The 25,247-nt window shown below is 43.0% G+C and carries 24 protein-coding genes and 1 pseudogene; 14 read left to right on the plus strand and 11 right to left on the minus strand.

The window, feature by feature from the left end; translation table 11 throughout:
• Positions 1-106 (plus strand): annotated as a pseudogene (locus VIM89_RS23710) (IS110-like element ISCaa14 family transposase); the annotation flags it as partial.
• Positions 107-287: 181 nt separating this feature from the next.
• On the opposite strand, the gene VIM89_RS23715 reads toward VIM89_RS23710, so the two are convergent.
• The 5 genes from VIM89_RS23715 to VIM89_RS23735 all read right to left on the minus strand — a co-directional run bounded on the left by VIM89_RS23715 (position 288) and on the right by VIM89_RS23735 (position 7,456).
• On the minus strand, positions 288-1,541 hold the full coding sequence (locus VIM89_RS23715) for an NAD(P)/FAD-dependent oxidoreductase (RefSeq protein WP_488158676.1): 1,254 nt from the start codon (positions 1,539-1,541) through the stop codon (positions 288-290).
• A 113-nt stretch (positions 1,542-1,654) separates the two neighbouring features.
• Positions 1,655-2,656: a 4-hydroxyproline epimerase gene (locus VIM89_RS23720; protein WP_488158677.1), complete on the minus strand. Its 1,002-nt coding sequence runs from the start codon at positions 2,654-2,656 to the stop codon at positions 1,655-1,657.
• Between the two features lie 88 nt (positions 2,657-2,744).
• A complete protein-coding gene (locus tag VIM89_RS23725; RefSeq protein ID WP_488158678.1) occupies positions 2,745-4,319 on the minus strand; it encodes an aldehyde dehydrogenase (NADP(+)) in 1,575 nt (524 codons plus the stop codon).
• A gap of 66 nt (positions 4,320-4,385) precedes the next feature.
• Complete coding sequence (locus VIM89_RS23730; RefSeq protein ID WP_488158679.1) at positions 4,386-5,321, minus strand: dihydrodipicolinate synthase family protein; 936 nt, start codon at positions 5,319-5,321, stop codon at positions 4,386-4,388.
• A 128-nt stretch (positions 5,322-5,449) separates the two neighbouring features.
• A complete protein-coding gene (locus VIM89_RS23735; protein WP_488158680.1) occupies positions 5,450-7,456 on the minus strand; it encodes a glycoside hydrolase family 127 protein in 2,007 nt (668 codons plus the stop codon).
• Positions 7,457-7,743: 287 nt separating this feature from the next.
• Here VIM89_RS23735 and VIM89_RS23740 point away from each other — a divergent pair, with 287 nt between their 5' ends.
• The 7 genes from VIM89_RS23740 (at position 7,744) to VIM89_RS23770 (ending at position 12,885) form a co-directional block, all read left to right on the plus strand.
• A complete protein-coding gene (locus tag VIM89_RS23740) occupies positions 7,744-7,932 on the plus strand; it encodes a hypothetical protein (protein WP_488158681.1) in 189 nt (62 codons plus the stop codon).
• A gap of 160 nt (positions 7,933-8,092) precedes the next feature.
• Positions 8,093-8,461, plus strand: coding sequence for a hypothetical protein (locus tag VIM89_RS23745; RefSeq protein WP_488158682.1), 369 nt, complete (start codon positions 8,093-8,095; stop codon positions 8,459-8,461).
• 169 nt (positions 8,462-8,630) lie between these two features.
• Complete coding sequence (locus tag VIM89_RS23750; RefSeq protein WP_488158683.1) at positions 8,631-8,999, plus strand: hypothetical protein; 369 nt, start codon at positions 8,631-8,633, stop codon at positions 8,997-8,999.
• 103 nt (positions 9,000-9,102) lie between these two features.
• The gene (locus VIM89_RS23755; protein ID WP_488158684.1) at positions 9,103-9,477 is read left to right on the plus strand and encodes a hypothetical protein; all 375 of its coding nucleotides are present in this window, start codon (positions 9,103-9,105) and stop codon (positions 9,475-9,477) included.
• A gap of 40 nt (positions 9,478-9,517) precedes the next feature.
• Complete coding sequence (locus VIM89_RS23760; RefSeq protein WP_488158685.1) at positions 9,518-9,889, plus strand: hypothetical protein; 372 nt, start codon at positions 9,518-9,520, stop codon at positions 9,887-9,889.
• 170 nt (positions 9,890-10,059) lie between these two features.
• A complete protein-coding gene (locus tag VIM89_RS23765; RefSeq protein ID WP_488158686.1) occupies positions 10,060-10,431 on the plus strand; it encodes a hypothetical protein in 372 nt (123 codons plus the stop codon).
• Positions 10,432-10,608: 177 nt separating this feature from the next.
• On the plus strand, positions 10,609-12,885 hold the full coding sequence (locus tag VIM89_RS23770) for a TonB-dependent receptor (RefSeq protein ID WP_488158687.1): 2,277 nt from the start codon (positions 10,609-10,611) through the stop codon (positions 12,883-12,885).
• 87 nt (positions 12,886-12,972) lie between these two features.
• On the opposite strand, the gene VIM89_RS23775 is transcribed toward VIM89_RS23770, so the two are convergent.
• Positions 12,973-14,199 carry a DUF3179 domain-containing (seleno)protein gene (locus VIM89_RS23775; RefSeq protein WP_488158688.1) on the minus strand — a complete coding sequence of 409 codons (1,227 nt, stop codon included), beginning with the start codon at positions 14,197-14,199 and terminating at the stop codon, positions 12,973-12,975.
• Between the two features lie 149 nt (positions 14,200-14,348).
• On the opposite strand from VIM89_RS23775, the gene VIM89_RS23780 reads away from it, so the two are divergent.
• Positions 14,349-15,074 carry a DsbA family oxidoreductase gene (locus tag VIM89_RS23780; protein ID WP_488158689.1) on the plus strand — a complete coding sequence of 242 codons (726 nt, stop codon included), beginning with the start codon at positions 14,349-14,351 and terminating at the stop codon, positions 15,072-15,074.
• 137 nt (positions 15,075-15,211) lie between these two features.
• Positions 15,212-16,390, plus strand: a complete 1,179-nt coding sequence (locus tag VIM89_RS23785; protein ID WP_488158690.1) for an MFS transporter — start codon at positions 15,212-15,214, stop codon at positions 16,388-16,390.
• Here the strand turns inward: VIM89_RS23785 and VIM89_RS23790 are convergent, their stop codons facing one another.
• From VIM89_RS23790 to VIM89_RS23805, 4 genes are all read right to left on the minus strand, one after another.
• Positions 16,391-16,660 (minus strand): hypothetical protein, encoded by a 270-nt coding sequence (locus tag VIM89_RS23790; protein ID WP_488158691.1) that lies wholly within the window; start codon positions 16,658-16,660, stop codon positions 16,391-16,393. It abuts the gene before it with no gap.
• 56 nt (positions 16,661-16,716) lie between these two features.
• Positions 16,717-17,838, minus strand: coding sequence for a glycoside hydrolase family 26 protein (locus VIM89_RS23795; RefSeq protein WP_488158692.1), 1,122 nt, complete (start codon positions 17,836-17,838; stop codon positions 16,717-16,719).
• 169 nt (positions 17,839-18,007) lie between these two features.
• Positions 18,008-19,213, minus strand: a complete 1,206-nt coding sequence (locus VIM89_RS23800) for a glycoside hydrolase family 27 protein (protein ID WP_488158693.1) — start codon at positions 19,211-19,213, stop codon at positions 18,008-18,010.
• Between the two features lie 237 nt (positions 19,214-19,450).
• On the minus strand, positions 19,451-20,326 hold the full coding sequence (locus VIM89_RS23805) for an AraC family transcriptional regulator (protein WP_488158694.1): 876 nt from the start codon (positions 20,324-20,326) through the stop codon (positions 19,451-19,453).
• A 295-nt stretch (positions 20,327-20,621) separates the two neighbouring features.
• Here VIM89_RS23805 and VIM89_RS23810 point away from each other — a divergent pair, with 295 nt between their 5' ends.
• From VIM89_RS23810 to VIM89_RS23825, 4 genes are all read left to right on the plus strand, one after another.
• Entirely contained in the window at positions 20,622-21,431 is an 810-nt protein-coding gene (locus VIM89_RS23810) for an MlaE family ABC transporter permease (RefSeq protein WP_488158695.1), read from the plus strand.
• Between the two features lie 3 nt (positions 21,432-21,434).
• The gene (locus VIM89_RS23815; protein ID WP_488158696.1) at positions 21,435-22,208 is read left to right on the plus strand and encodes an ABC transporter ATP-binding protein; all 774 of its coding nucleotides are present in this window, start codon (positions 21,435-21,437) and stop codon (positions 22,206-22,208) included.
• A gap of 17 nt (positions 22,209-22,225) precedes the next feature.
• Complete coding sequence (locus tag VIM89_RS23820) at positions 22,226-23,221, plus strand: MlaD family protein (RefSeq protein WP_488158697.1); 996 nt, start codon at positions 22,226-22,228, stop codon at positions 23,219-23,221.
• A 92-nt stretch (positions 23,222-23,313) separates the two neighbouring features.
• On the plus strand, positions 23,314-23,649 hold the full coding sequence (locus VIM89_RS23825; RefSeq protein ID WP_488158698.1) for a hypothetical protein: 336 nt from the start codon (positions 23,314-23,316) through the stop codon (positions 23,647-23,649).
• 46 nt (positions 23,650-23,695) lie between these two features.
• Here the strand turns inward: VIM89_RS23825 and VIM89_RS23830 are convergent, their stop codons facing one another.
• Positions 23,696-25,036, minus strand: a complete 1,341-nt coding sequence (locus tag VIM89_RS23830; protein WP_488158699.1) for a serine hydrolase domain-containing protein — start codon at positions 25,034-25,036, stop codon at positions 23,696-23,698.
• Between the last annotated feature and the right edge of the window lie 211 nt (positions 25,037-25,247).

Genomic DNA, 25,247 nt, shown 5'->3' on the forward strand with positions numbered 1-25,247 from the left:
GCTGGCTTTAATTGCAGTAGCTAACAAGCTACTGAAACAAGCATTTGCTATTGCTAAAGCACAATCAAAATATCAACAAGATTATTCAAAAAATATTTGCTTTTAAACACAGTTCATTCTGAGCGAGAGCGAAGAATCTAAAAACGGAATATTGTTTCTGGCAAGAAATTTTAAATGAATCTAAAGCCTGTTATCCATATTTGCGCACAGAAAATATAACTCGCGACGGATGCTTCGCTATCGCTCAGCATGACAAAGCATATGCTGCCTTTAAAGTCCTATTATTCTCATTGAAACCTATCCACCGCAAACGGAGTAATATTCATCCCGTTTGATTGACCATTCAATACCTCACTGATGATCTTACCAGTCGCAGGACCAAGGCTTAAACCAATCATCGCATGACCGGTTGCTACTGCCAAATTCTGATATTTATTGGACAATCCGATATAAGGCATACCATCAGGCGATACGGGACGGAAGCCGAACCAGATGTCTTTTTGCTGCGGCATTTCGGGTTTAAAATTTGGAAAGTATTTTGGCACCGATTCTACTATACCCTGCACACGATTCATATTGATCTGTTTATTGATCTTGCCCACTTCCATGGTTCCGCCATAACGGATACTGCCATTCATTGGGGTGATGGCCACACGCGCTTCGCATAATATAGACGGAATGGTCATACGCTTAGATTCTTCCTGCGGCACCATAAATGAATAGCCTTTTCCTGGCATCAGTGGAACTTTCAAACCAGCAAGCCGCGCAATTCCAGGTGACCATGCGCCACCGGCTACTACATAAGCATCGCCTTTAAACTCTTTGTCTTTATTGTTTACCGAAATGATCTTGCCTGTCTCATGTACTATCTTAGTGATCTCGGTATTCCGATAAATAGTTATCCCTTTGGCATTTTCTACATATTTTATCAGCCCGCGCATCAGTTTATTCGGGTACAAATGCGCGTCGCAATGATAATGCACAGCGCCTAAAATATCCATTTCTACGCCGGGCTGCAGTTGACGGCATTCATCAGGGCTAAGATATTGCGCGTCAAGACCAAGATTAATAGCTTGTTCGGCCAGGTGCTTTTCTTCCTCAACAAACGCCGGGGTTTTAAACAACATCAATATGCCTTTATCCTCCAGTCCAAATTCAATATTTGAATCCTTCTCAAATTCCTGGAAAAGCTTTTTGCTCATTACGGAGATATCACGTAATGCCCCTGCCGAGCGGTCGACATGCTTGCGGGTAGCGCTTTTCAGGAATTTCAGTCCCCAGCCAATGAGCTCAGGATTAAGCGATGGTTTTACATAGAACGGGCTTTTGCTGTTAAACATCCAGCGGATGCCCTGTTCTACCATGCCCGGTGCGGCCAGCGGCACAAAGTGGCTCGGGGTGATCATCCCCGCATTGCCATATGAACAATTGTCGGACAGATCGCCCTGATCGATAATGTCAACTTCCCAACCTGATTTGTTGAGGTAGTACGCGGAAAATACCCCGATCACACCACCGCCTATGATAACTGCTTTACTCATTTAGCCCCCTCTAAATCTCCTCCGCTAGCTAGCGGAGAGACTTTATTTATGTTGTTTGAATTTATATTAGTGCCCTTATTAAGCCCTCCCTTCTGGGGAGGGTTGGGTGGGGCTTATATCACCTGGAACCCATACGCATATGGATCTTCATCATCAATTTTTATTGTATTATAGCCATAAACCCGTGCCCATCCTTCGATACTTGGAACAATGGCCGGTTTACCGCCAACCTGTACTTCGTCTTCTACCCTGCCAATAAACTGGCTGCCGATTATACTTTCATGTATAAACTGATCACCCTTCTTCAACTTGCCTTTGGCGTGCCATTGCGCCATACGTGCCGATGTGCCTGTGCCGCATGGTGAACGGTCGATTGCTTTATCGCCATAAAATACGGCATTGCGTGCGGTAGCTTCGGGTGATATGGTTTTACCGGCCCATAAAACGTGGGTACAGGTATTAATTGTTGGATTATCCGGATGAACAAAGGTATATTTCTCATTTATCCTCTGACGGATCACCCTGCTCCATGATATCAACTGATCCGCACTATAGTTTTCCAGCCCTTTAAAGTTAGGCTGCGGGTCGACTATCGCGTAAAAATTTCCACCGTAGCTTACATCAAAAGTAAGTGTACCCAGGTCAGGGCATTCAACTTCGAGATTTTCCGCAGCAAGGTATGCAGGAACATTGGTCAGCTTAACTGATTTTACCTTTTGTCCCTCCTGTTTATATTCGATCAAAACCAAACCAGCCGGCGCTTCCATGCGCACGATGCCTTTGGTTTTTGGTATAATCAATCCTTCCTCAATGGCAATGGTTATGGTGCCAATAGTACCATGCCCGCACATGGGCAGGCAGCCGCTGGTTTCGATAAACAATACCGCGACATCATTTTGGGGATCATGCGGCGGATATAAAATACTGCCCGACATCATATCGTGTCCCCGCGGTTCAAACATTAACCCTTTACGGATCCAATCATATTCCCTTAGAAAGTGCTGGCGTTTATCGCTCATATTCTCACCATCCAGGTTCGGGCCTCCACCGGCTACTAATCTTACCGGGTTGCCGCAGGTATGTGCATCTATACAAAAAAAAGTCTTACTTGACATTATGTTTAGTTTTGAGTGGTGAGTTTTGAGTGATGAGCAAGAAACATTTAAACTTTTTTACTCAAAACTTAGAACTCATAACCAATTACTACTCCTTACCCCATTTATTATCAACCAAACGCCATATTTCAAGCGGGTTGCCGTCTTTTAATTCGTCGGGCAGCAGGTCTTGTGCCCAGTTTTGCCAGCTTACAGGGCGCACAAAACGTTTGATAGCCCCTGTGCCTACCGAAGTAAAACGGCCATCAGATGTAGCAGGGAATGGCCCGCCGTGCTGCATGGATTGAACCACCTCAACACCTGTCGGAACGTTATTCATGATCACGCGACCAGCTATCTTAGTTAAGTTTTGGATTAAAGCTTTATGTTTAGGCAGATCGGTTTCATCAGTTACAATACTTGCAGTTAGTTGTCCATGCAAAGCATTGAGCACTTGCTGCACCTGAACCTCATAATCAGCTTCTATCAATAAAGAGTACGGTCCGAAAACCTCATCCTTTAATTTAGGATTCACCAAAAATGAAGACGCGCTTACTGTTGCTACTAATGGCTGTGCCTGGTTGGGCTTATCACCATTCAGATGCCCGCGATTGATAACTGAAACGCCTTGTTCCTTCAGCATTTTTTCTGACAGATGAGAATAGTTTTTGCAGATACCCGGTGTAAGCATCGTAGCTGAACTGATCTTAGCTATTGCCTCACCCAACGCATTTTTAAATTTCTTTAACGAATCCGATTTTATCGCAATCAGCAACCCAGGGTTTGTACAGAACTGTCCGGCCCCTAAAGTGATCGAGGCAGCATATTGTTCAGCGATCTCCTGGTAGCGGCATTCCAAAGCATCCGGTAATAGGATCACCGGGTTGATACTGCCCATCTCGGCAAATACAGGGATAGGTTCTTCACGCTGCTGAGCCAATTTCACTAAGGCCATTCCGCCTTTATAGGAACCTGTAAAAGTGACGATCTTTGTCTTAGGATGCTTTACTAACGCTTCGCCGATTGCATATCCATCATCATAAAGGATCGAGAATACACCTTCTGGCATGTTATGCTTTTCAGCAGCCCTTTTAATGGCCGATGCCACCAGGGCACTTGTGCCGGGATGGGCCGGGTGTGCCTTCGCAATCACCGGGCAACCAGCAGCTAAAGCCGAAGCCGTATCGCCACCAGCTACAGAAAATGCCAGCGGGAAATTACTCGCTCCAAAAACCACCGCCGGACCAACAGGTATCAGCATTTTGCGGATATCAGGACGAGGGGCGGGTTTTCTTTCTGGTAACGCTTTGTCGATGACAGCCTCTACCCACGAGCCTTCCTCTACCAGATCTGCAAACATGCAAAGCTGACCAGTTGTACGTCCACGCTCGCCTTGCAGACGGGCTTGTGGTAAACCGCTTTCAGCCATGGCACGTTCTATCAGTTCATCGCCTAATGCGTTGATCTCGTCGGCTATGCTGCGTAGAAAATCTGCTTTTGTTTTTTTGTCGATGTAACGATAAATGTCTGCCGCTTTTTCGGCAAGATCCAATGCTGCATCAACATCAGTTGACGTTGCTATTTGAAATTCTCCGGGCAATTCGTTTCCGGACGATGGGTTGATCGCCTGAAATGTTTTATCGCCTGTTTTATATTGATAACCTATCAGGTTTTGTGTTTCCATGTTGCTAATTTATGCCTAAAACATAAACTATGATAAATGAGTTTGAAATACCGTGTTATTAAATTATTACGCTAATTGTGCTTCAATCCGTCCCCAGCTGCCTTCAGGTAATGCCGGGCGATTTGCTAATGCATCCTTAATGGTTTTCAATACCTTTTCGCGTTCGGCACCTTCAACTTTTAAGCGCGGCGCACGCACATTCTCCGTACCGATACCGGTAGCAACTTCTGCCAGCTTAATGTATTGAACCAGTTTTGGATGTATATCCAGTTCCAGAACAGGCAGAAACCAGCGGTAAATGGTCAATGCTTCGCTGATGCGATGGGCTTTTACTAAACGGTAAATAGCAACTGTCTCACGTGGGAAAGCATCCACCAAACCGGCTACCCAACCATCGGCACCCATTACCAGGCTTTCCATAGCCAATGGGTCAACGCCGGTCATTATCTTGAAACGGTCGCCAAAGCGGTTGATCATACGGGTCACGTTGGAGATGTCCCTGGTTGATTCTTTAACTGCCTGTATGTTATTATACTTAGCCAGTTCTTCAAACATGTCCAGCGTTACTTCAATCTTGTAATCCACAGGATTATTGTAGATCATGATCGGCAGCGGGGTACTTTTAGCAACGGCAGTCAGGAAAGCTAAAGTTTCGTTGTCGTCAGCTTTGTAACGCATTGGCGGTAAAAGCATTAAACCACTTGCACCATGCTCCAAAGCTTTTTGTGCGCAGATTACAGCAGCTTTGGTAGTTTGTTCGGCAATGTTCAGCAATACCGGAACTTTTCCATCCACAAATTCTACCGTATGTTTTAGCAAAGCGAACTTCTCTTCATCGCTTAAAACACTCGCCTCGCCCAATGAGCCGCCCAAAATAAGGCCGTGTACGCCTGCTTCTAACTGCGCATTGATGTTGTGATCAAATGCATCAAAATCAAGCTCATCCTTATCTGTGAACTTGGTTGTAACTGCGGGGAACACCCCTCTCCATTCAAATTTCATATCTGATTTATGATAAACTTTATAGTTCTGTTTGTCTAATCGTATACTTGTCGCTCGGTTGACTCACCCGGTCATTGCTGCGCTCGACCACCCTCTCTCCGCTTCGCGCAAAGAGGGATTTGGTAAATTTACTTAGCTACTAAATCAACATATTTTACCTGCTCGGGGAACCAAACTGTCATTTCTCCTTTGCCGCGGTTGGCCCATGAGTAATATGGAATTGCGGTGAGCGTTGCAGCCTGTGTGTTTATACTTTGTCCTGATGGGTCTACATTAATGCTTTTTACATCAGCTTTTAAGACCATTACGCCGTTTAGCAGGTCATATTCATATTGCGTTTTAAAGGTGACATCTTTCGGTACGATCATATTGCTGGCTAAGCCGTTATTATCTTTCCATTCAGCGCAGTACATGATAGGGCCGCGCTGCAGGGCAACTTTGCCTATATCATCAGGTACATTGGCATTGGCCACAACACGGCGCACATCCATTGGCAGGTTCATTTCTACTTTATCGTTCTTTTTCCATTTCCTGCTGATCACTGCATAACCTTTTTCAATTTGATAATTTACGGGGATGCCGTTCACTTTTATTTCTACGCCTAATGCCGATTTCTTTTCGTAGCTGTATAAATCCGACGGAATAGCTTCATTTTGTGCCCATCCTGGAATACGAATTTTCAGATCCATATCCATTTTTTGAGCAGGATCAACAGTAAATTTCAGACCACCATCCCATGGATAGTTATTTTCCTGGGTGATTTTTACCGGCTTATTATTTATAGTCAGATTTCCGACGCCGCTGATAAACAGGTTCACATATAAGGCATTCCCTTTTTGTGCATATATATAACCAGGAATCGACGGTACCAGCCTCACAACATTAGTTGGGCAGCAAGAGCAGGTAAACCAGCCTGAACGCTGAGGTTCGGTATCTGCGCCTGAGAAATTGTTTTTGATCTCCATGGCATTGGTGTAGAAAAAGGATTTCCCATCCAAACCAACACCTGATATCAAACCATTATAAAGCGTTTTTTCCAATACATCAATATACTTGCTATCGCCGTGCAGCAGGAACATACGCTGATTCCAGAATACACTGCCGATTGCCGCGCAGGTTTCGTTGTATGCGGTAGCATTAGGCAATTCGTAATTATCACCAAAACGCTCACCGTCACCAACCGCTCCGATGCTACCCTGTACATACATCTTTTTAGTAACCATATTGTCCCAAATCTTGTCGATCGCTTTCAGGTAAGCGGTATCACCGGTTAAAGCTGCCACATCGGTCATGCCTGAGTAGAGGTACATGGCACGTACGGCATGGCCCTCGGCTTCAGTTTGATCAACAACAGGTTTATCATCCTGCCAATACATGCCATTTTCCCACTCATTTTTGCTCTTGGTATCATATTCTTTATGACCACGCTGATCGATGAAGAATTTAGCAAGACTGAGGTATTCTTTTTTGCCGGTCACCCTGTACATTTTTACCAGCCCCATCTCCACAATCTCATGACCGGGTGCTACATGTTTTTTATCAGGTCCGAAGGTGCGAACCAGCAGATCAGCATTTTTTATCGCGATATCCAGGAAATTGCGTTTACCGGTTGCCATATAATGCGCCACAGCAGCTTCATACATATGACCGGCATTGTATAGCTCGTGACTCATCTTCTGCTCGTTAACCCAGCGTTCAGGTCCAGCCCAGGGACCGGGATGCAACGGATCGATGCTGCGGGCGGTATATAAATAACCATCAGGCTCCTGCGCTTTGCCAATAATAGTGATCAGCGAATCCAGGTAAGCAGATAATTTTGGATCAGGATGCTCAGCTAATGAATAAGAAGCTCCCTCGATGGTTTTATAAATATCGGTATCATCAAAAGGGTATACGGTGCAGAATTTACCTTTATGCTCTGCTGCCATCACAAAATTCTTGACACGGCCGGTATTCTCGCAACGCTCGAAAGAAGCTGCGATGGTAACGGTGCGGTTTGTCTCAATGCGTGGCGTCCAAAAGTGGTCAGTCAGCTTTACGCTGGTAAAAGGAACAGGCTGTATGGGATAATCAGGATGCTGAGCAAAAGCAGTAAGACTGCAGCAAGCCAGTATTAATGCACTTATTTTTTTCATTAAATCGACAATTACCTTGTAGCTCAAAGGTACGTTCAATGTTTACTAAAAATGAAGAGGATTATTACCCTATATTAACCATATTTTAACCAATAAAAATAAGCATCGACCCTGTTATTGATAAAATATAGGCAAAAAATGAAAAAATTAGAGCAGTAGGGATTGTCAGATAAGTATAAGAATTCCCATGTTAACACTAAATTAACATTACAGAAATAATCAGTTAACCTTAAGTCGATAGCTTTGTGTTCGTAGTCAAAGTTGTTCTCATCAAAAAATTAATGATCATGAAAAATCACATTCACAGCGAAAAAGAGCTTAAGGACGAAAAGTTAGTTCAGGAGAATCACAATGATGATTATTGGACCAAAAAATATGATATTTCTGCTGAAGAATTAAAAGAAACAGGAAATATCGATCTTTCTACGCTTATCATCAAAGCAGGTATTAAACGCAAAACATTTCAAACAGCCTAAGCTGCAAAATATTATAAGCATTGTGAAAAACGGACGGTCCTTTTAGGTCGCCCGTTTTTTTATGCTTTCTTTCCGTTTAAAATGTAAAAACTTAACACCTTGTTTATTTTCATTTTGTAATTAAAATCTTACATTTATTACCTGTACAAACCTGGTAAATATGAAAAGAAAATTATTTTATCCAATTGCATTAGTTTGCTGTTTTGTTGTTTTTGCTGCCTTTGTTGTCGCCGATCTTAGCGGCAAATGGGCAGGTGTCCTCAAATTGCCTGACGGTAACGAATTACAGGTAACATACGATTTTAAAGTTGATGGCGATAAACTCACCGGTACAGCCGAATCGCCTGCCGGCCAGGTTACTGTTGATGATGGAAAAATTAACGGCGATACCTTTACTTTCAAAGTAACTGTTGATGGCAACGAATACCCGCACAGCGGAAAGCTTTATGCCGACTCATGCGGCCTGGATATTGATTTCGGTGCGCAAAAAATACATACTACTTTAAAACGCCCTGTTGCCGATAAATAAGATTTTCAACCTAAAATAGTTTCATAGTAAAAGGCCCTGCCGTAAGGCGGGGTTTTTGTTTTTTAGGAATTATTGTTTGATCAAAAAAGTATTGATTATTTGTAACTTAGCTATCGTTCTTCAATCTAATTATCATTTATCAGCTTATAAAAACTTAACCATTCAAACCATGAAAAGAAAGCTCTTTATCACAACTGCATTGCTGTGCTGCGGCATAGTTGCGTTTGCTTATTTTGCAGGGATCACCGGTCACTGGAAAGGCACTTTAGTTGCACCTGACGGCAATGAATACCCGCTTGATTATACACTTACTTCTGATAATACTACACTGACAGGCAAAGGCCAATCCACTCAAGGAAGTATGGATATCACAGAAGGTAAAGTAAAAGGCGATAGCTTATCATTTGCTATCGATGTAGGCGGCGTGAAGGTGCTGAACGACGGTAAATATTTTGCAGAAGGCGACTCTATCAGCCTGAACATTGATTACCAGGGCTACAAAATGCACAGCACTTTAAAAAGAGCTGCTGACCAATAAAGATTTGAACCTCTAATAATTTAAAGTCTCCTTCACGGGGACTTTTTTGCTTAAACTGTAACGTTTTTCAAAAAAATCGCATCATAGCTTAAAACCAATTAACATGAAAACAAAAGCATTCATCACATTATCGTTAGTATGCTGCTTTATGATCTGCCTGGCAGCAACATTTGCCGATGTATCAGGAAAGTGGACAGGCAATGTAAGAACTCCCGATGGCAACGATCTCCAGCTTAATTATGTGTTTAAAGTAGACGGCGATAAACTGACCGGAACCGGCCAGGGTGACGGCGAACCCGCTCCTATCAGCGAGGGTAAAGTAGACGGAGATGTGATCACTTTTAAAGTAATGAGCCATGAAGGCGAGGTGTTCCCTCACACCGGAAAGTATTATGCCCAGGGTGATTCTATAGGAATGGATATTGAAGTGAATGGCGCCAAATTTCACAGCACGCTGAAAAGGGTGACTGATAAGTAAATCGATAATCTCTAAATACTAATTTCTAAATCCTAAGATTATGAAAAGGAAAATGCTTTTTGCTTTGGCGCTGATATGCAGCGCTATGATTGGTCTGGCGGCAGTTTTTGCCGACGCAAATGGAAAATGGACCGGCACCTATATTGGGCCTGATAGCAACCCTCTCGATGTAACTTATACTATCAAAATAGATGGAGACAAATTAACCGGCGAGGCAACTGCCCAGGGAGTTACTCTGAAACTCGATAGCGGGAAAATAAGCGGGGATGATTTTAAGTTTAGTGTTACCAATACTGAAGGCGTAACTATTCCGCATGTCGGCAAGTATATCGCACAAGGTGATTCAATCTCCATGAATGTGGATTATCAGGGCTTCAAGATGCATAGTACACTTAAAAGGAGCGATAAATAAGCGATACAATAGCTAACGAAGTTTAAGCACTCGATTAAAGCGAGTGTAAATTGATACTAACAAAAACCTGCCATTGAGCAGGTTTTGCTGTTTAAGAGGCAACGGGCAAACATTTCTTTAACGTATTGATTGTAAAATAAACAAATGCGCCTATTTTTGCGCCACGAGCTATGAAGCAAAAATTAACTGCCGTTTTACTCATCCTCGCTATTGTCAGCAGCAGTTTTTCACGCTTTTTTATCTACGCAGGTTTTGAAATGAACCGGAGCTACATCGCCAGCAAACTTTGCGAAAACCGCAACCGACCCTGGCTGCATTGCAACGGTAAATGCTACCTGATGAAAAAGATAAAACAGGCAGAAGAAAAACAAAACAGCACTGACCGCGAGACGCAAAAGAACCTGATACAGGAAGCTTATTGCGAGAACAACACGCAGGTGAGTTTCTATACTCGCCTGATCCGGGAAATCATGATCCCGAATGACCGCATCGAATTGCCGCAAGGCCACGGTGCTATCTTCCGCCCGCCCCAATTGGGTTAATCCTTTTTTTTAGTTTCCTTTCCATATGCAGAGTGTCGTATTGAGTCACTCGAAGCATGGCGGGTTATGGCCTTTGCGCACCGCACTTCGAGAGCCTCAGTGTGACACCCTATAAAAAACATTAATTCATTCACAAACAATTCAAAACCTATAAGGTATTGAATCACAATATACTATATGAACATTTTTAAAAAAATATGGCTTTTTACGATTGTCTTGGTTTTTGCAGGACAAATAGCAAGAGCGCAACACATTTTTACAGGCAAAGTGATTGACAGCGTCACCCGTCAGCCTGTTGAATACGCAACTATCACTGTCGAAGGAAAATCTATCAGCACCAACAAGAATGGCGATTTCAGGGTCGTTTTGCATAAGGATAGCAGCATGCTTATGGTTACATGCATAGGCTGCAAGGGCAAAATGATGACCTGCCACATGGGCGATAAACACACCATCATTCCAATTGCCCGCGGTAAGATTGACCTTAAAGAAGTGGTGATCACACCGCAATTGAGCAGTGCATCATTTCATACTTTAAGCGCACTCGATTTGAGTCTGCGCCCGGTAAACTCATCGCAGGATCTGATGCGATTGGTGCCGGGGCTTTTCATCGCTCAACACATGGGCGGTGGGAAAGCGGAGCAAATCTTTATTCGCGGTTTTGATGCCGACCATGGTACCGATCTGAATGTTTCAGTAGATGGTATGCCGGTCAACATGGTATCGCATATTCACGGTCAGGGTTATGCTGATCTGCATTTTTTGATACCTGAAACCGTTTCGACCTATGATTTTGGCAAAGGCCCATATTATACCGGTTACGGTGATTTTACTACCGCTGGTTACCTTGCTTACACCACCAAAGACGCATTGGATAAAAGCATGATCAGCATTGAAGGCGGTCAATTTCATAGTTTCCGGGCTGCGGGAGTGATCGATCTGCTTGGCGAAAAAGCCAAACAAAATGGGGAGAATGCGTACATAGCCGGAGAGTATAACTACACTGACGGTCCTTTTAAATTGCCTGAGCATTATAAGCGCACTAACTTTTTTGGTAAATACACTAAACAACTAGGATCGGATAACAAGCTATCGCTCAGTGCATCAACATTCAGCACGAGTTGGATACCGTCAGGCGAAATACCTGAACGAGCTGTTGCTTCGGGCACCACTGCTATTGATGACGACGGAAATCCCTACATCGCACCTATCTCTCCTACTCCTATTAATCGTTTTGGTACCATTGATAGCGCCCAAAATGGAAAAACGAGTCGTGTAAATGCGATTGCCAAATTGAGCACCGACCTGAAAAATAACTGGATGATGGAAAACCAGTTATACTACACGCATTATAAGTTTGCATTGCATGTGAACTCAACCTTTTTTGCTGATGATCCCGATAATGGTGATGAGCGCCAGCAGGAAGAAGCGAGGGATATGTTTGGATACAATGGCAAACTAAGCAAGCAAAGCAATTGGGGTAATACCTCATTGGTATCGACATTGGGTTTGAGTACCAGGCTTGACCGCACCTATGGCAGCGAATATAGCCATGTGACGGAGCAATACCAGTTCCTGGATTATATTACGCAGGGTGATATCCGTCAAAACAATACAGGGATTTACCTGGATGAAACCTTACAAAGCGGCAAATGGTTGTTCAATGTAGGGTCAAGATTGGATTACTTCAATTTCAATTTTCACGATTCTACCAAAACTCAGGTTGTGGTAAGCCCGAAAATCAATATTGAATACACTGCCAACGATAAGGTTCAGTTTTACCTGAAGGCAGGTAAAGGTTTCCACTCCAATAATGCCATTTCAGTGATAGGCAATAACGGACTGGAAACTATTCCGGCTGCTTATGGTGCAGATCTTGGTTTGAACTGGAAACCTATCCCCCATTTGTATATCAATACGGCTTTATGGTATTTATACCTGCAGCAGGAGTTTGTTTATACCGACGACGGCGACATTGAACCGGGAGGCAAAACCAAACGTATGGGTATCGATTTCTCGGCACGTTATCAATTGGCTAAATGGCTGTTTGCCGATCTGAACGTTAACCTTGCAAGGCCACGTTTGGCTGATAGTGCAAAAAACACGGGTTATCTTGCCCTTGCCCCTACCTTTACCAGCACCGGCGGTTTAGATTTTAAATTTGATAATGGCATCAATGGAGGGTTGAGCTATCGTTACATGCACAGTCGTCCGGGGAATAACACCAACACTTTGAGAGCTGATGGCTATTATGTAACCGATTTGAAATTGAACTATACTCAAAAACGTTATGAGATAGGTTTAACCATCGAGAATCTGTTGAATACCAAATGGAACGAGTTTGAGGCGGAAGAAGTGAGCCAGTTAAGGGGTGAATCAGCGCCTGTTGACCAGATGAGCTTTACGCCGGGGACACCGTTTTTTGCAAAGTTGAGGGTGGCGTTGTTCTTCTAAATTAAAGGGTGTCATGCTGAGCTTGTCAAAGCATGGTGGGCAGGGCCATACGCTCGCCCTTCGACAGGCTCAGCATGACACCCTATTTCAAGGCATGTAAGTAAGCCTTTTCGGCTCACCTTCCCAAAACAGCGAAGTAGGATGAAAATGCAGCCACGAGTGGCGGTACTCCTGGTAAGCTTGTATTTTAGCTAAACGTTTGCCTTTTTGTGCGCCGGCAATACATAAGCCATCCAAATCCCAGGTAGAAGAAGTTTCTTTATCGGTCAGACATTCATCGGCGCCGATTTTAAAGTTCAATTCTTTGCCATCAACGTGCCTGTTAAATGCATGGAAGGTGAGACTGTCGTTTTCAAGCATAACGAGCAAAGGCGTATTGCTCACATTATCATTTACCACCCTAACCTTTTGCAGTTTCCGCCAGTTATATGCCTTTGGCTGTTTATCTATAATTAAACCAACATACCAGGATTTTCGCACCAATGAATCTTTATTCTTCATTAAAGAATCCTTATCCACTGGTTGCACGCGGTCGTAGTTTCTAAGATCATTGTAAGCATCAATAAAATGGATATCGGGTTGTAAAATGAGCGAACCGGGGTGTTTATCGAGCCATGAACTTAGCGTTGCTTGTTCGTAAGTGATTTCTTTTAATTTTGAACCGCTCATTGGCCCTGCTGCTGCCTCGCCTGTAGCCTGGTACCACCAGGTGCCGCTGCTTTCATCCTCGATAACAGCATTATAATGCCGTGCACCCACCAAACGGAAATTCTGACGTACACCATTGATGATCGGACTATAAACCCGGCCTGAACGGCACATGGTACAATAAGTTACCAAAACGGGCAGTTTACCTACGTTATCCTGAATTTTATGATGATAGCCTAAATAATTCAGCGGGTAGGCTTTGGCGACTCCATCACTTACAACACCCAATACGATATAACTTTCGGGGACTTTATTATCAATCGCGTTAGCAAATTTAACGTCGTAAGGTTCTTCGAACATGGCTGACGCCTTATAAGCTATATCAGTCACATAGAAACTGGCCAGGCCCAATACCAGTACCAATCCTTTTACGATTTTTCCCCGGCGGGTATTATTTCTAAAAAAGCTTACCAAATACCAGATCAGCAATAATCCTCCGACTATCCGCAAAAGCAATATCACCTTTTCCAGATAATAGCAAAGTTTTATGGCTTCCAGGTTCTGGCTGCCGGGAAACGGCATCAACAAGTAAGCATGGAGCAAACCCGGGAAAAACAGCAGGAACATTCCTGCCCAGAATAAAGATGGCCTTGTATTCTTTTTCACATTCTCAATTTATCTTGCCGGGCTAATTGGTTGAATTAGCTAATATATCAATTAAATCGAAAAAAGCCAATTCGATGAAAAAAAGCTAGTTAGTTGCAATTTTACTTAAGGCTTACTTTCAAAAAAATGTCGCAACATATATTTGTAATATGACAGCTACAGAAAAAATGAAAGTCGAAATATGGTCGGATGTAATGTGTCCGTTCTGCTATATTGGTAAACGCCGTTTCGAAGAAGCGTTAGGACAATTTGCGCATAAAGATCAAATAGAAATTGAATGGAAAAGCTTTCAACTTAACCCAAATATGGAAACTGATCCTACCCTGAATATCAACGAATACCTGGCCGACAGAAAAGGATGGACACTTGATTACGCCCGCCGCATGAACGATTATGTGACTGAGATGGCTGCGCAGGTTGGTCTTACCTATGATTTCGACAAGGCTGTGGTTGCCAATAGTTTCAATGCACACCGTATTAGCCACTTAGCCAAAAAACATGGTTTGGGTGATGCAATGGAAGAAGCTTTATTTAATGCCTATTTTACTCAAGGCAAAAATATTGATGATAAAGAAACTTTGATCGATCTAGGTGTTTCTGTTGGCCTGAAAGCTGAAGATATAAAACAGACACTCGATAGTCATGACTTTGCAGATGCCGTAAAGCATGATATTGCCGAGGCTCAATATTTAGGCATACAAGGCGTGCCATTTTTTGTGATGAACAATAAGTATGGCGTTTCGGGTGCACAAGCAGTTCCTGTTTTTGCAGAAACGCTTGAAAAGTCGTTCGGAGACTGGCAAATAGAAAATGGCAAACCCAAGCTTACTGTGATAGAAGGCGAAAGCTGCACTCCGGATGGTGATTGTGGTTAAATAGTTAAATCCACTGGCAGCAATCTAAAAAAGCAATCCCTCTCAACATAAGTGAATAAAATTGTGTTTATTTAAAATGTTGCTATCTTTGTAATAGCAACACTTAGTGTATTTCTTACACTAATATTCTATCACAAATGGATTCAGCTTTGCATCAACCTTCTACAACATCACGCCTTGCGCTGCGTATTGCCGTTGGAGCTATGTTTTTTATGTCGGGACTGTGTTTTGCAAGCTGGGCATCACGCATACCCAGCATTCAGCAAACCCTGCATTTATCAGACGCAGGTTTGGGTGGCGTACTGCTTGCTATTCCAACAGGTTTGATGTGCTCACTTCCTTTTACCGGGTGGATCATTACCAAAATAGGGAGCCGGAAGCTACTCATTATTGCCATCTGCGCTTACGCCTGCCTATTAGTTGGCTTAGGCGCGGCGCATACTGTAGTTGAACTCCTGGCGTGCCTGTGGTGCTTTGGCTTTGCGGGTAATTCAGCCAATATTGCCGTAAATACCCAGGCTGTTGCTGCCGAAAGGTTGTATGAAAAACCTATCATGGCTTCGTTCCATGGTATCTGGAGTTTGGCGGGGTTTACCGGTGCCGGTATCGGTATCTTTATGATCGGGCATCACATTATTCCCTTTTATCATTTCATCGTTATCCTGGTGTTGATTGTTATCGGAGTTATTTTTACCTCCCGGCAATTAAATGACGACAGCAAATCTGCAGCTAAGGAAGAAGTGGTAGTGCTCTCCATCCGCGAACGCCTGCGTGCAATGGTGCCCCTACTTAAGCTGGGTATTATCGCTTTCTGTTCGATGATTTGTGAAGGAACGATGTTTGATTGGAGCGGGGTTTACTTCAAGAAAGTGATCCACGCCGAGAACGGCTGGATCGGTGCGGGGTATTTCTCATTCATGTGTTTTATGGCGATGGGCAGGTTTGTAGCCGACGCTTTTGCCGGGAGATTTGGATTAAAGCGCACATTACAGATCAGCGGTACATTAACGGCAACAGGATTACTGGTATCTGTAATATTCCCTTATCTGTGGCCCTCTATTTTTGCATTTATGCTGGTGGGAGTCGGTGTATCATCCGTGGTACCGATGATCTATAGTTCAGCAGGCAGAGCAACCTCGTTATCTCCGGGAGTGGCATTAACCGCCGTATCCACTATCGGCTTTTCAGGATTTATGATCGGTCCGCCGCTTATCGGTTTTATTGCCGGCATAGCTACGTTGAGAGCATCATTCCTGTTAATTGCTTGCATGGGAATGTCGGTAGCAATCCTGTCAAGCAAAGCCAAGTTGAATTAATTAAGGGCGGTTTAAATCTCCGTCGGTCGGGTTTAAAATATATTCAAACTTTTCGTGCCCGTTCCTGAATATGAATTGCAGCCTTTCCTTAGGCTCGTCAATATCCAATGATAATGAACCCAATACCTCGGGCAGGTTATCGCGCACCAATTTCAGATCTGTAATATCGGGCATTTTTACAGAAATATCATTTCCTATAGGCTCAATTTCCCAACCGTGCAGGTTAGCAGCCTTTAATAGTTCTATCCATTTTTGCTGATATGCATTCATCAAATCAATTTATAATAAAGCAGATTCAGCCTGAAATGGTTTGCTGATAACCAGATTTAGTTACCATTCATCAGTTTACCATATACAGCCAACGGCGTCAATCGATTTTGAAACATGGTTTTAGGACTGGCATAAAACTGTTTAAAATCATCCGCGCTCAATTGCCCAGGGTATGGCGCATAATGGTGATGTGTATTAGCATTTCGCCACAATAACACGTAGGAAGTTTTGTATTTTGATATAACAGGCAGTAGCGTCTTGGTCCACCAATCTGCTGCAGGAATTCCTTCATAACCCGTTTCAGCAAGGCAAGCCAGCTTATGATGTTTGGCGGCGATGATATCCAGCAATCCCAAACGCAGGTTCAGGTTCCACTGATAGTCTTTGATGCTTTGGTAACAATAATTATCAAACCCGATAAAATCCACATATTCATCGCCGGGGTAACGGTCCATAAATTCAGCTTCGGTATTAAAGTCAGCTACAGAAAACACGATGAGCAGATTATGCAGCTTTTTGGTATTGCGCAGGTAATCAATGGTGAACCGCCACAACATCTTAAAGTCTTCAGATGAAGAAGTATTCTTGCACCACCAGAACCAATTACCCGTTAACTCATGAAATGGTCGGTACAAAATAGGAATGGGTTCGCCATCTGGCCCTTTTAAACTTTTGAGGTATTTGGCAGCTTTATTCAGGTTGTTTACATAATCCTGGTGATGGCTTCCTCCGGGAATCAGCTCTTTTACGGTTTGCTTGGTGGTATCCCATGCTGTTTTGCCGTTTGCAGGATTATCCATGTGCCAGCAAAAGCTATTGATGCCGCCGCGTGCATATACCTGCTGCACCAGCTTTTTTTGCAGTTTGAAAGGAATGCCGTTGATATCATGAATGCTATCGTGCTCAATCCTCGCCAGATCCCATCCATATACAGCCGGATAATCTCCCGTGACGCTTTTTATATCCGAGCGATTCGGGTCGAATTTCCAACCTACACCATAAGCCAGATCGTCGTGATGACCGAGCATTACCCCCGCTCCTACCAAACGCTGCATACTGCTGAAAAGCCAACGGGTTTCTTTGGTAGCTTGCTTATCGCAGGGGGCATAGGTTTGGGCATGAACGAAGGAGCCTATTGAAAGCAATAGAATAATAATGATTTGATAGCTGTATCTCATATAAAAAATGATGTCATTTCGAACCCGCGAGGTGGTCTATGCCAGGGGTGCGGGTGAGAAATCTTATACGATCCGAATGTTCGCTATGCATATCGTATAAGATTTCTCTTCGCCCCACTTCACATTCCCGGCTGGCTCATCGAAATGACATTCTATATTAATCTCGTTATTATTTCGTCAATCTCAGCATCACAACATCATGCGAAGCTATGACCTGCTTGAATGCTTTTTGCGTTGTACCAATATCCTTGTGTGCCCAAAGGTCGCGTAGTTTGTAACTGGTTTTGCTGAAGTCAACATCGGTATTGGATGTTTTATCTTGTATCATATGTGCTGCCCAGTCAAAGTTGACTGTTTGCGTACGATCTGAGCGGTTCAGAAATAAAACTGCCAAATCGCCTTTGTCTAATGGTTTTACCATTATTTCGATGCCATCAAATTCATAATACCTGAAGCATTCTACTCCCAGTGGGTCTTGGTTGATTGCGATTGCATCCTTATTGGTCAGGATGGTTTTGGTATCTTTCGACATTGAGTGCAAGTTGTTTCCTGCCATCAGCGGTGCAGCCAGCATACACCAGATAGAAAAATGCGAGCGGTCTTCAGCTACAGTCATCCCGTTACCAACTTCCAGCATATCAGGGTCGTTCCAATGGCCCGGACCTGCATATTGCCTGATGCTGTCTTGTTTGTCAAGAATACCCAGTACGTTTTGCGGCGTCCAGCCGTCTTTTGTTGCGCTTTTAGCAAAGTATGGACCGATGTCACCAGTTGTTCTCCATAACTGACCAGCCATTGCACCCCATACCCAGGGGCGGTTAGTGCCCCATTCGCACAGACTGAAAACTATTGGCCTGCCTGTTGCTTTCAAGGCTTTGCTCATCAACAGGTAGGATTCTTTGGCATTTTGTCCTTCGGCGTTGCACCAGTCGAATTTTAGGTAATCCACGCCCCATGATGCATAAAGGCGTGCATCTTCATATTCATGACCTCTTGTTCCCGGATAGCCTGCACAGGTTTTTGTACCCGCACAATTATATATTCCGAATTTCATTCCCTTTGAATGAACATAGTCAGCAAACTCCTTCATGCCTTTAGGGAATTTCTTTGGATCAGCTACTAACTGACCGTTTGCATCACGCTCCATACTCATCCAGCCATCATCCAGCACAAAATAAGTATAACCAGCATCGCGCATACCCGAGGATACATAGGCATCCACCATACTTTTCAGCAATGGTTCATCTATTTTAGTTTGAAAAATATTCCAGGTATTCCAGCCCATAGGAGGCGTTGGAGCCAGTTCTTCCGATTTTTGAGCAAATAATTGTGCACTTGCCAGTAGCAAGGCGAGTAAGGTAAACAGTCTTTTCATTTGTAAACGGGTTTGTAATTGTTGTACCAAATATAATGTTTTGTAGTTAGTGATCGGTTAATCAGTTAAACAGTTAACCGGTGATCAGTTAATCAGTGATCGGTTAACCAGTGATCAGTTAATCAGTTGACTAGCGACTAGTTGACTTGCGAGCGGTTGGTTAATGATAGTAATTTTAAGACCATACAAACCCGATTAACCGGTTAACTGATCACTGGTTAACTGATCAACCACAAATCAAATAAAAACCCGGTTACTCGTATAAGTTTCCCTGAACTCTTTTGGTATGCAAAGCTTTTTGCGTTTAAATACGCGGTTGAAATTGGAGATATTATTGAATCCGCAACTGTAAGCAATCTCAGCAACGGTATTGGTGGTATCGATGAGCATCCTTGAGGCATGGCCCAGGCGAATATCGTTAAGGCTATCAATAAACGTTTTACCAGTACGCTTTTTTATAAAACGACTGAAGGAAGCTTCAGGCATATTGGCTATTCGCGATACCTCGGCCAGTGATACCTGCTTATGGTAATTATTATTCATGTACTCAAATACCTTCTCGATGCGCCTGCTGTTAAAAGTGAATTTTTCGTTACTAAAGCCCGGATCGGAGAGTATACGCATATTGTTTGATAGAGATAAACTATGTAAAAGGGAGTACAATTCGAGCACGGAATCAAAGCCATGCTTTTTATCCAGTGATAGTATTCGATCAAGCAGCGACAGGGCCGCTTCTGTAGAAAACAGTATTCCTAATTGTGATCGCTCCAGCATGTTTTTCATAAAGTTGAGCTGGCTTCTGTTCAGAAACTTCTCGTCAAACAAGTCTTTATGAAATTGGATGGTAACTTCGGTAAACTCGTCGTTTTGGCATTGATGGGTAAGCCAGGTGTGATTCAGGTTGGGGCCGATCAGCACTAGTTCGATATCATCTATTACCTCCATATGCCCGCCTATTACCCGTTTTGCTCCCTTTGCATTCAGGATCAGGTTTAGTTCGTATTCCTCATGGTAATGCAGCGGGGAATCAAATTTTTGTTTAACCCTCGAAAAAATCGTAAAGCAATCATTTGGTGTCAAAGGGGTAATTTCCCTCATCACATGATTGATCATAGGTCAGGCATTATATGGTTTTCGGTTTATAATTGGTGCGATGTTAACGCATTATAAACTTACCTTATTTTCATGACATTGTCAACTCCCTTCCAGGTATTATCCGAATATTTCTTATTGTAAAACATTTGTGAATTAGTCGGGTTTTTACAGGATATTAATACAAAATTTCAACTATCAGAGTTTATTAGAAGGTATTTTATGTTTACGGAAAATCATTTTTCAATACTATCCCCTAAGTTTTTGTAACCTTAACATAGATCATATCTTCATAAATAATACCTTTGCCCCGTTAATGAGCACCATAAACAAACCACCTGTACCTGTTGCTAAAAAAGGCTCGTCTTTAAAAACGCGTCTGTCTAATGCTTTCGTTACGCTTTATAATATCAACAATTTTATACTGCGATTTTTTAGGCAGGCGTTTGTACCGCCTTTTGAATTGAAGGAGGTGATGAGGCAATGTTATGAAACAGGCGTCCGGTCATTCACACTGATCACATTTACGGGTTTTATTACGGGCTTGATCTTCACTAAGCAGTCAAGGCCATCACTTTTAACTTTTGGAGCACAGTCGTGGTTACCGTCACTGGTATCAATAGCGATCATGCGGGCTTTGGCACCGTTGATCACCGCGCTGATCGCTGCCGGGAAAGTGGGTTCGAGCATTGGCGCTGAGCTGGGCTCGATGCGTGTAACCGAACAGATCGATGCGATGGAAGTATCGGGGACCAAACCGTTCAAATTCCTGGTTTGTACCCGGGTGCTGGCAACTACAATTACAATACCCATCCTGGCTACATATACCGGTTTTATTGCGCTATTAGGGGGATACCTGAACGTAGCGGTAAACGAAGGCACAAGTTATACTACCTTTATGGAGCAGGTTTTTGAACCGCTTACATTTGTAGACTTTGTGGCGTCTTTAGCAAAGGCCATTGTTTTTGGATTTACAATAGGGATTGTAGGCTGTTACCAGGGCTATTATTCTACCAAAGGAACTGAAGGCGTAGGTAAAGCGGCAAACGGTTCTGTTGTAACCGCAATGTTTTTAGTATTTGTTGAAGAAATTCTGATCGTACAAATAGCCGGCTGGTTCCGCTAAAATATGGAGAAAGGCAAAGCAAATATCGACTATAACAATAAGGTGATCACCATCAGGGGATTGGAAAAATCTTTTGGTGATTTCGAGGTATTGCGGGGTATTGATCTTGATCTGTATCAAGGTGAGAACCTGGTGGTGCTTGGCCGTTCGGGAACAGGAAAGTCGGTATTGATCAAAATCATATCAGGTTTATTAAGAGCTGATAAAGGCAGCGTGAATGTGTTGGGTTGCGATATGAATACCATCACCGATAAAGAATTGCAGGAATTACGGATCAAGGTTGGTTTTTCGTTCCAGAACAGCGCATTATATGATAGCATGACCGTTCGGAAGAACCTTGAGTTTCCGTTGGTCAGGAATAAAAAAGGTATTTCAAAGAGCGAGATCGATAGTTCTGTAGAGCGAGTGCTGGATGCTGTTGGCTTGCTGCAAGCTATCAATCAAATGCCTTCTGAATTATCTGGCGGGCAGCGCAAACGTATAGGCATTGCGCGTACCCTGATACTCAATCCTGAGATCATGCTTTACGATGAACCTACAGCCGGACTTGACCCGATCACATGTATTGAGATCAACGATCTGATCAATGAGGTTCAGCAGAATTTCCATACTTCGTCGATTATCATCACACACGACCTTACCTGCGCCAAAAGTACAGGCGACCGGGTAGCTATGCTGCTCGAAGGTCAGTTTCAGCGTGTTGGATCGTTTGATGAAGTATTTGACACGAATGATGATCGTGTAAAACCATTTTTTGAATATAACTTTATACAATAAGCTATTAGCCATAACATATGGACGCAACAGAAAACAGGAAAGCAGTTATAGTCGGCATATTTTTAGCCCTCGGCCTCATCATATTTATTGTGGGCGTGCTCACTTTGGGCAGCGCGCAAAAAACATTTAATAAGAGCATACATGTTAGCGCCACATTCGATGACGTGGCCGGTTTGAAAAAAGGGAACAACGTTTGGTTCTCTGGTGTAAAGGTGGGAACCATCAGCGATGTACGTTTTTCGGGCCCCTCTAAAGTGGACGTAAGAATGAGCATCGATGAGGCCTCTCAGCCATATATCCACCATGATGCCGGTGTAAAGATCGGCTCTGACGGGTTGATCGGTAATAAGATCATCGTGATAGAAGGCGGTAGTCCTCAGGCACCTGTTGTGCAGGACGGTGATATATTACAAGCCGAAAAAGTTGCCTCTACTGATGATATGCTGAAAACCTTACAGCAAAACAATGAGAACCTGTTATCGATAACCAAAGATTTTAAAGAATTGAGCCATAAAATCCTGCAAGGCAAAGGAACAGTGGGTGCTTTATTGGCCGACAGTACCATGGGCATGCAGTTGAAAAGCACCATGAAAAATTTGGAAGTTACTTCACAAAGCGCAGCCCGTATGGCAGTTCAATTGGATAATTTCGGCAAAAAGATTAACACCAAAGGCGGTTTGGCGGATAAATTACTGACAGATACGGTTACATTCAACAAAATACAGGGCGCGATAGCTCAACTACAAAAAACTGTGAACAGTGCCAGTGAGTTAACCCAAAACCTGAATACTGCAAGTAAAAAACTAACCACAACCGATAACGCTATCGGCGTTTTACTAAATGATCCCAAGGGCGCCGAACAGGTAAGAACTTCTCTAAACAATTTGCAGAAAAGTTCTATTAAACTAAATGACGACCTGGAAGCTGCTCAGCATAACTTCCTGCTGAAAGGCTTTTTCAAGAAAAAGGCAAAAGCGCAGGCAGATAGTTTGAGGAAAGCTGGTGGCAAGTGATTAGAGATTAGTGATTAGTTAACATAGTACGATTGTAAAATTGAAAGGTAACTTTTCAACTTTACAACCTTCCAACATTACAACCAAAGACAATGAAACCCGGAGACAAGGTAATATGTATTGATGCGAGGATCGATCCGGAAAAGGCGGAGGAGATAAGCAGGGATTTTGAAATTTGGATAACCAAGGATAAGGAATATACCATCCGCGAGATATTGGAGAACGACGGGATAGTGCCGGGCGTATTATTGGAAGAAGTTCATAATTTTCCAAAATATTTTAAGCTTTTAAACCGTTTCCAGGAGCCGGCATTTGCACTTTGGCGTTTCCGTAAGTTGAGTTATGCTACAAGTCAGCAGGAAGAAGAGCATAAAGAAGAATTGGTGGAAGTGGGCAGGCCAGGGATAGAGCAACCCAACACCTTCTAAAAGACTTACGAAGTTTTAAAAACTTCGTAAGTCTGATTCGTTTCTTTTACTTCTTTTCTAACTCATACCCATCCTCCACATCAATTATCCGCAGTTTCTTATTACCCTCACTGAAATTAAAGAAGAAGCCAAACCTGGGATCAAAAAACTTACTATCGCCAAGTGCATTTAGTTTTAGTTTTTGGCCACGAGTTTCCAGCCACAGATTACCTTCATTTTTGGTGCAAATAACTGTAATCCCCTCCTGGCTTGAGTAGGTACCTGCATACTGATCCAGTTGCTGATCACTCAATTTCAAAGCTTTGAAAGTTGGAATAGAATAAGGTTCGTTAAAGCAAATAGCGCGAACCCCATCGAGTATATAATTTTTTGAATAGACTTCGCCGTTGGTGCAGTATGCGATGGCCAATTTATCAGCGGGATAATAAGAAATAGAAGAAGCAAACCCTTCGGTTTTTCCATTATGACCGAAACCGGGGTATTTTTCCGAGCCATAAGGAAACATACCCATGCCATAACCATCAACCATAGTCTTCATCTGGTCAAGACTTTGTTTACTGACCAGCTTATAGGCAAAGAGTGCGTTAATGAATTTCAGCATATCCGGAGGCGTTGAAATAATGGCGCCTGCGCCGCCAAAGTCATCCAGGTAAACCGGTTTTTTATCCTTTGCCCATTTGAAATCAAAATATTTATAAGAGGCACATTCATTGCCAACATAAGTGCTTCCGTTCATCCCGTAGTGAGTATTTTTCAGATCTATCCTTTTAATAATCCGCTCATCCAATAATTCCCTGTATGGCTTCTTCGTTATCTTTTCGATAATATATCCCAATAATAGATAATTGGAATTGTTATAATCCGCTTTGGCATCCGGTTCAAAATCAGGTTTTTGAGCCGATATCATTGCCATGAGTTCCTCATGTGTTTTGGGCGCATCCTTCCAGTCGTCAAAATGGTTGGTATTGTTGTTATTGGTAAAGTTTGCCAGCCCACTCCTATGACGCAGCATATATTCTATTGTAATGCGATGGGCATTTGGCAATGAGGGAAAGAATTTAGCCAGCGTATCATTCAATGAAAGCTTATGTTCCTCAATCAGTTGAAATACCATCACAGCAGTAAACATTTTAGTTATGGAGCCGATGCGATATTCTGTTTTCTCACTTGCAGGGATGGTATCATGCTCATTCATCATCGCATTACCTATTGCTTTTTGATAGACAATTTTGCCGTTTTGTGAGATGGCAATACTACCCATAGCCAGGTTTTTTTTGGCCAAAATATCAAACAGGCTGTCCAATCTTTTTGAGTTGATGGTTTGCGCAGGCAATTGAAAAGTGTAGATGGTAAGGGCACAAAGGAAAGCAAGGCGAGGTAATTTCATGATATTCAGCATAGATTGATGAGGCTTAAGATAGCAAATAATTCCCATCAAATTAAAAAAGGCGCACCTTTTAGACTGCCCCCAAAAAGTTAGACACTATTTGGGGGCATTTTATGAGAAAGAACAAGAAGCATAATCCGGCATTTAAGCTGGATGTTATTAAAGAGTATCAATCCGGGGAGTCACTCAGCTCACTGGCAAAAAAATGGGG

It is taken from the genome of Mucilaginibacter sp., from assembly GCF_036568825.1.
Classification (GTDB): Bacteria; Bacteroidota; Bacteroidia; order Sphingobacteriales; family Sphingobacteriaceae; genus Mucilaginibacter.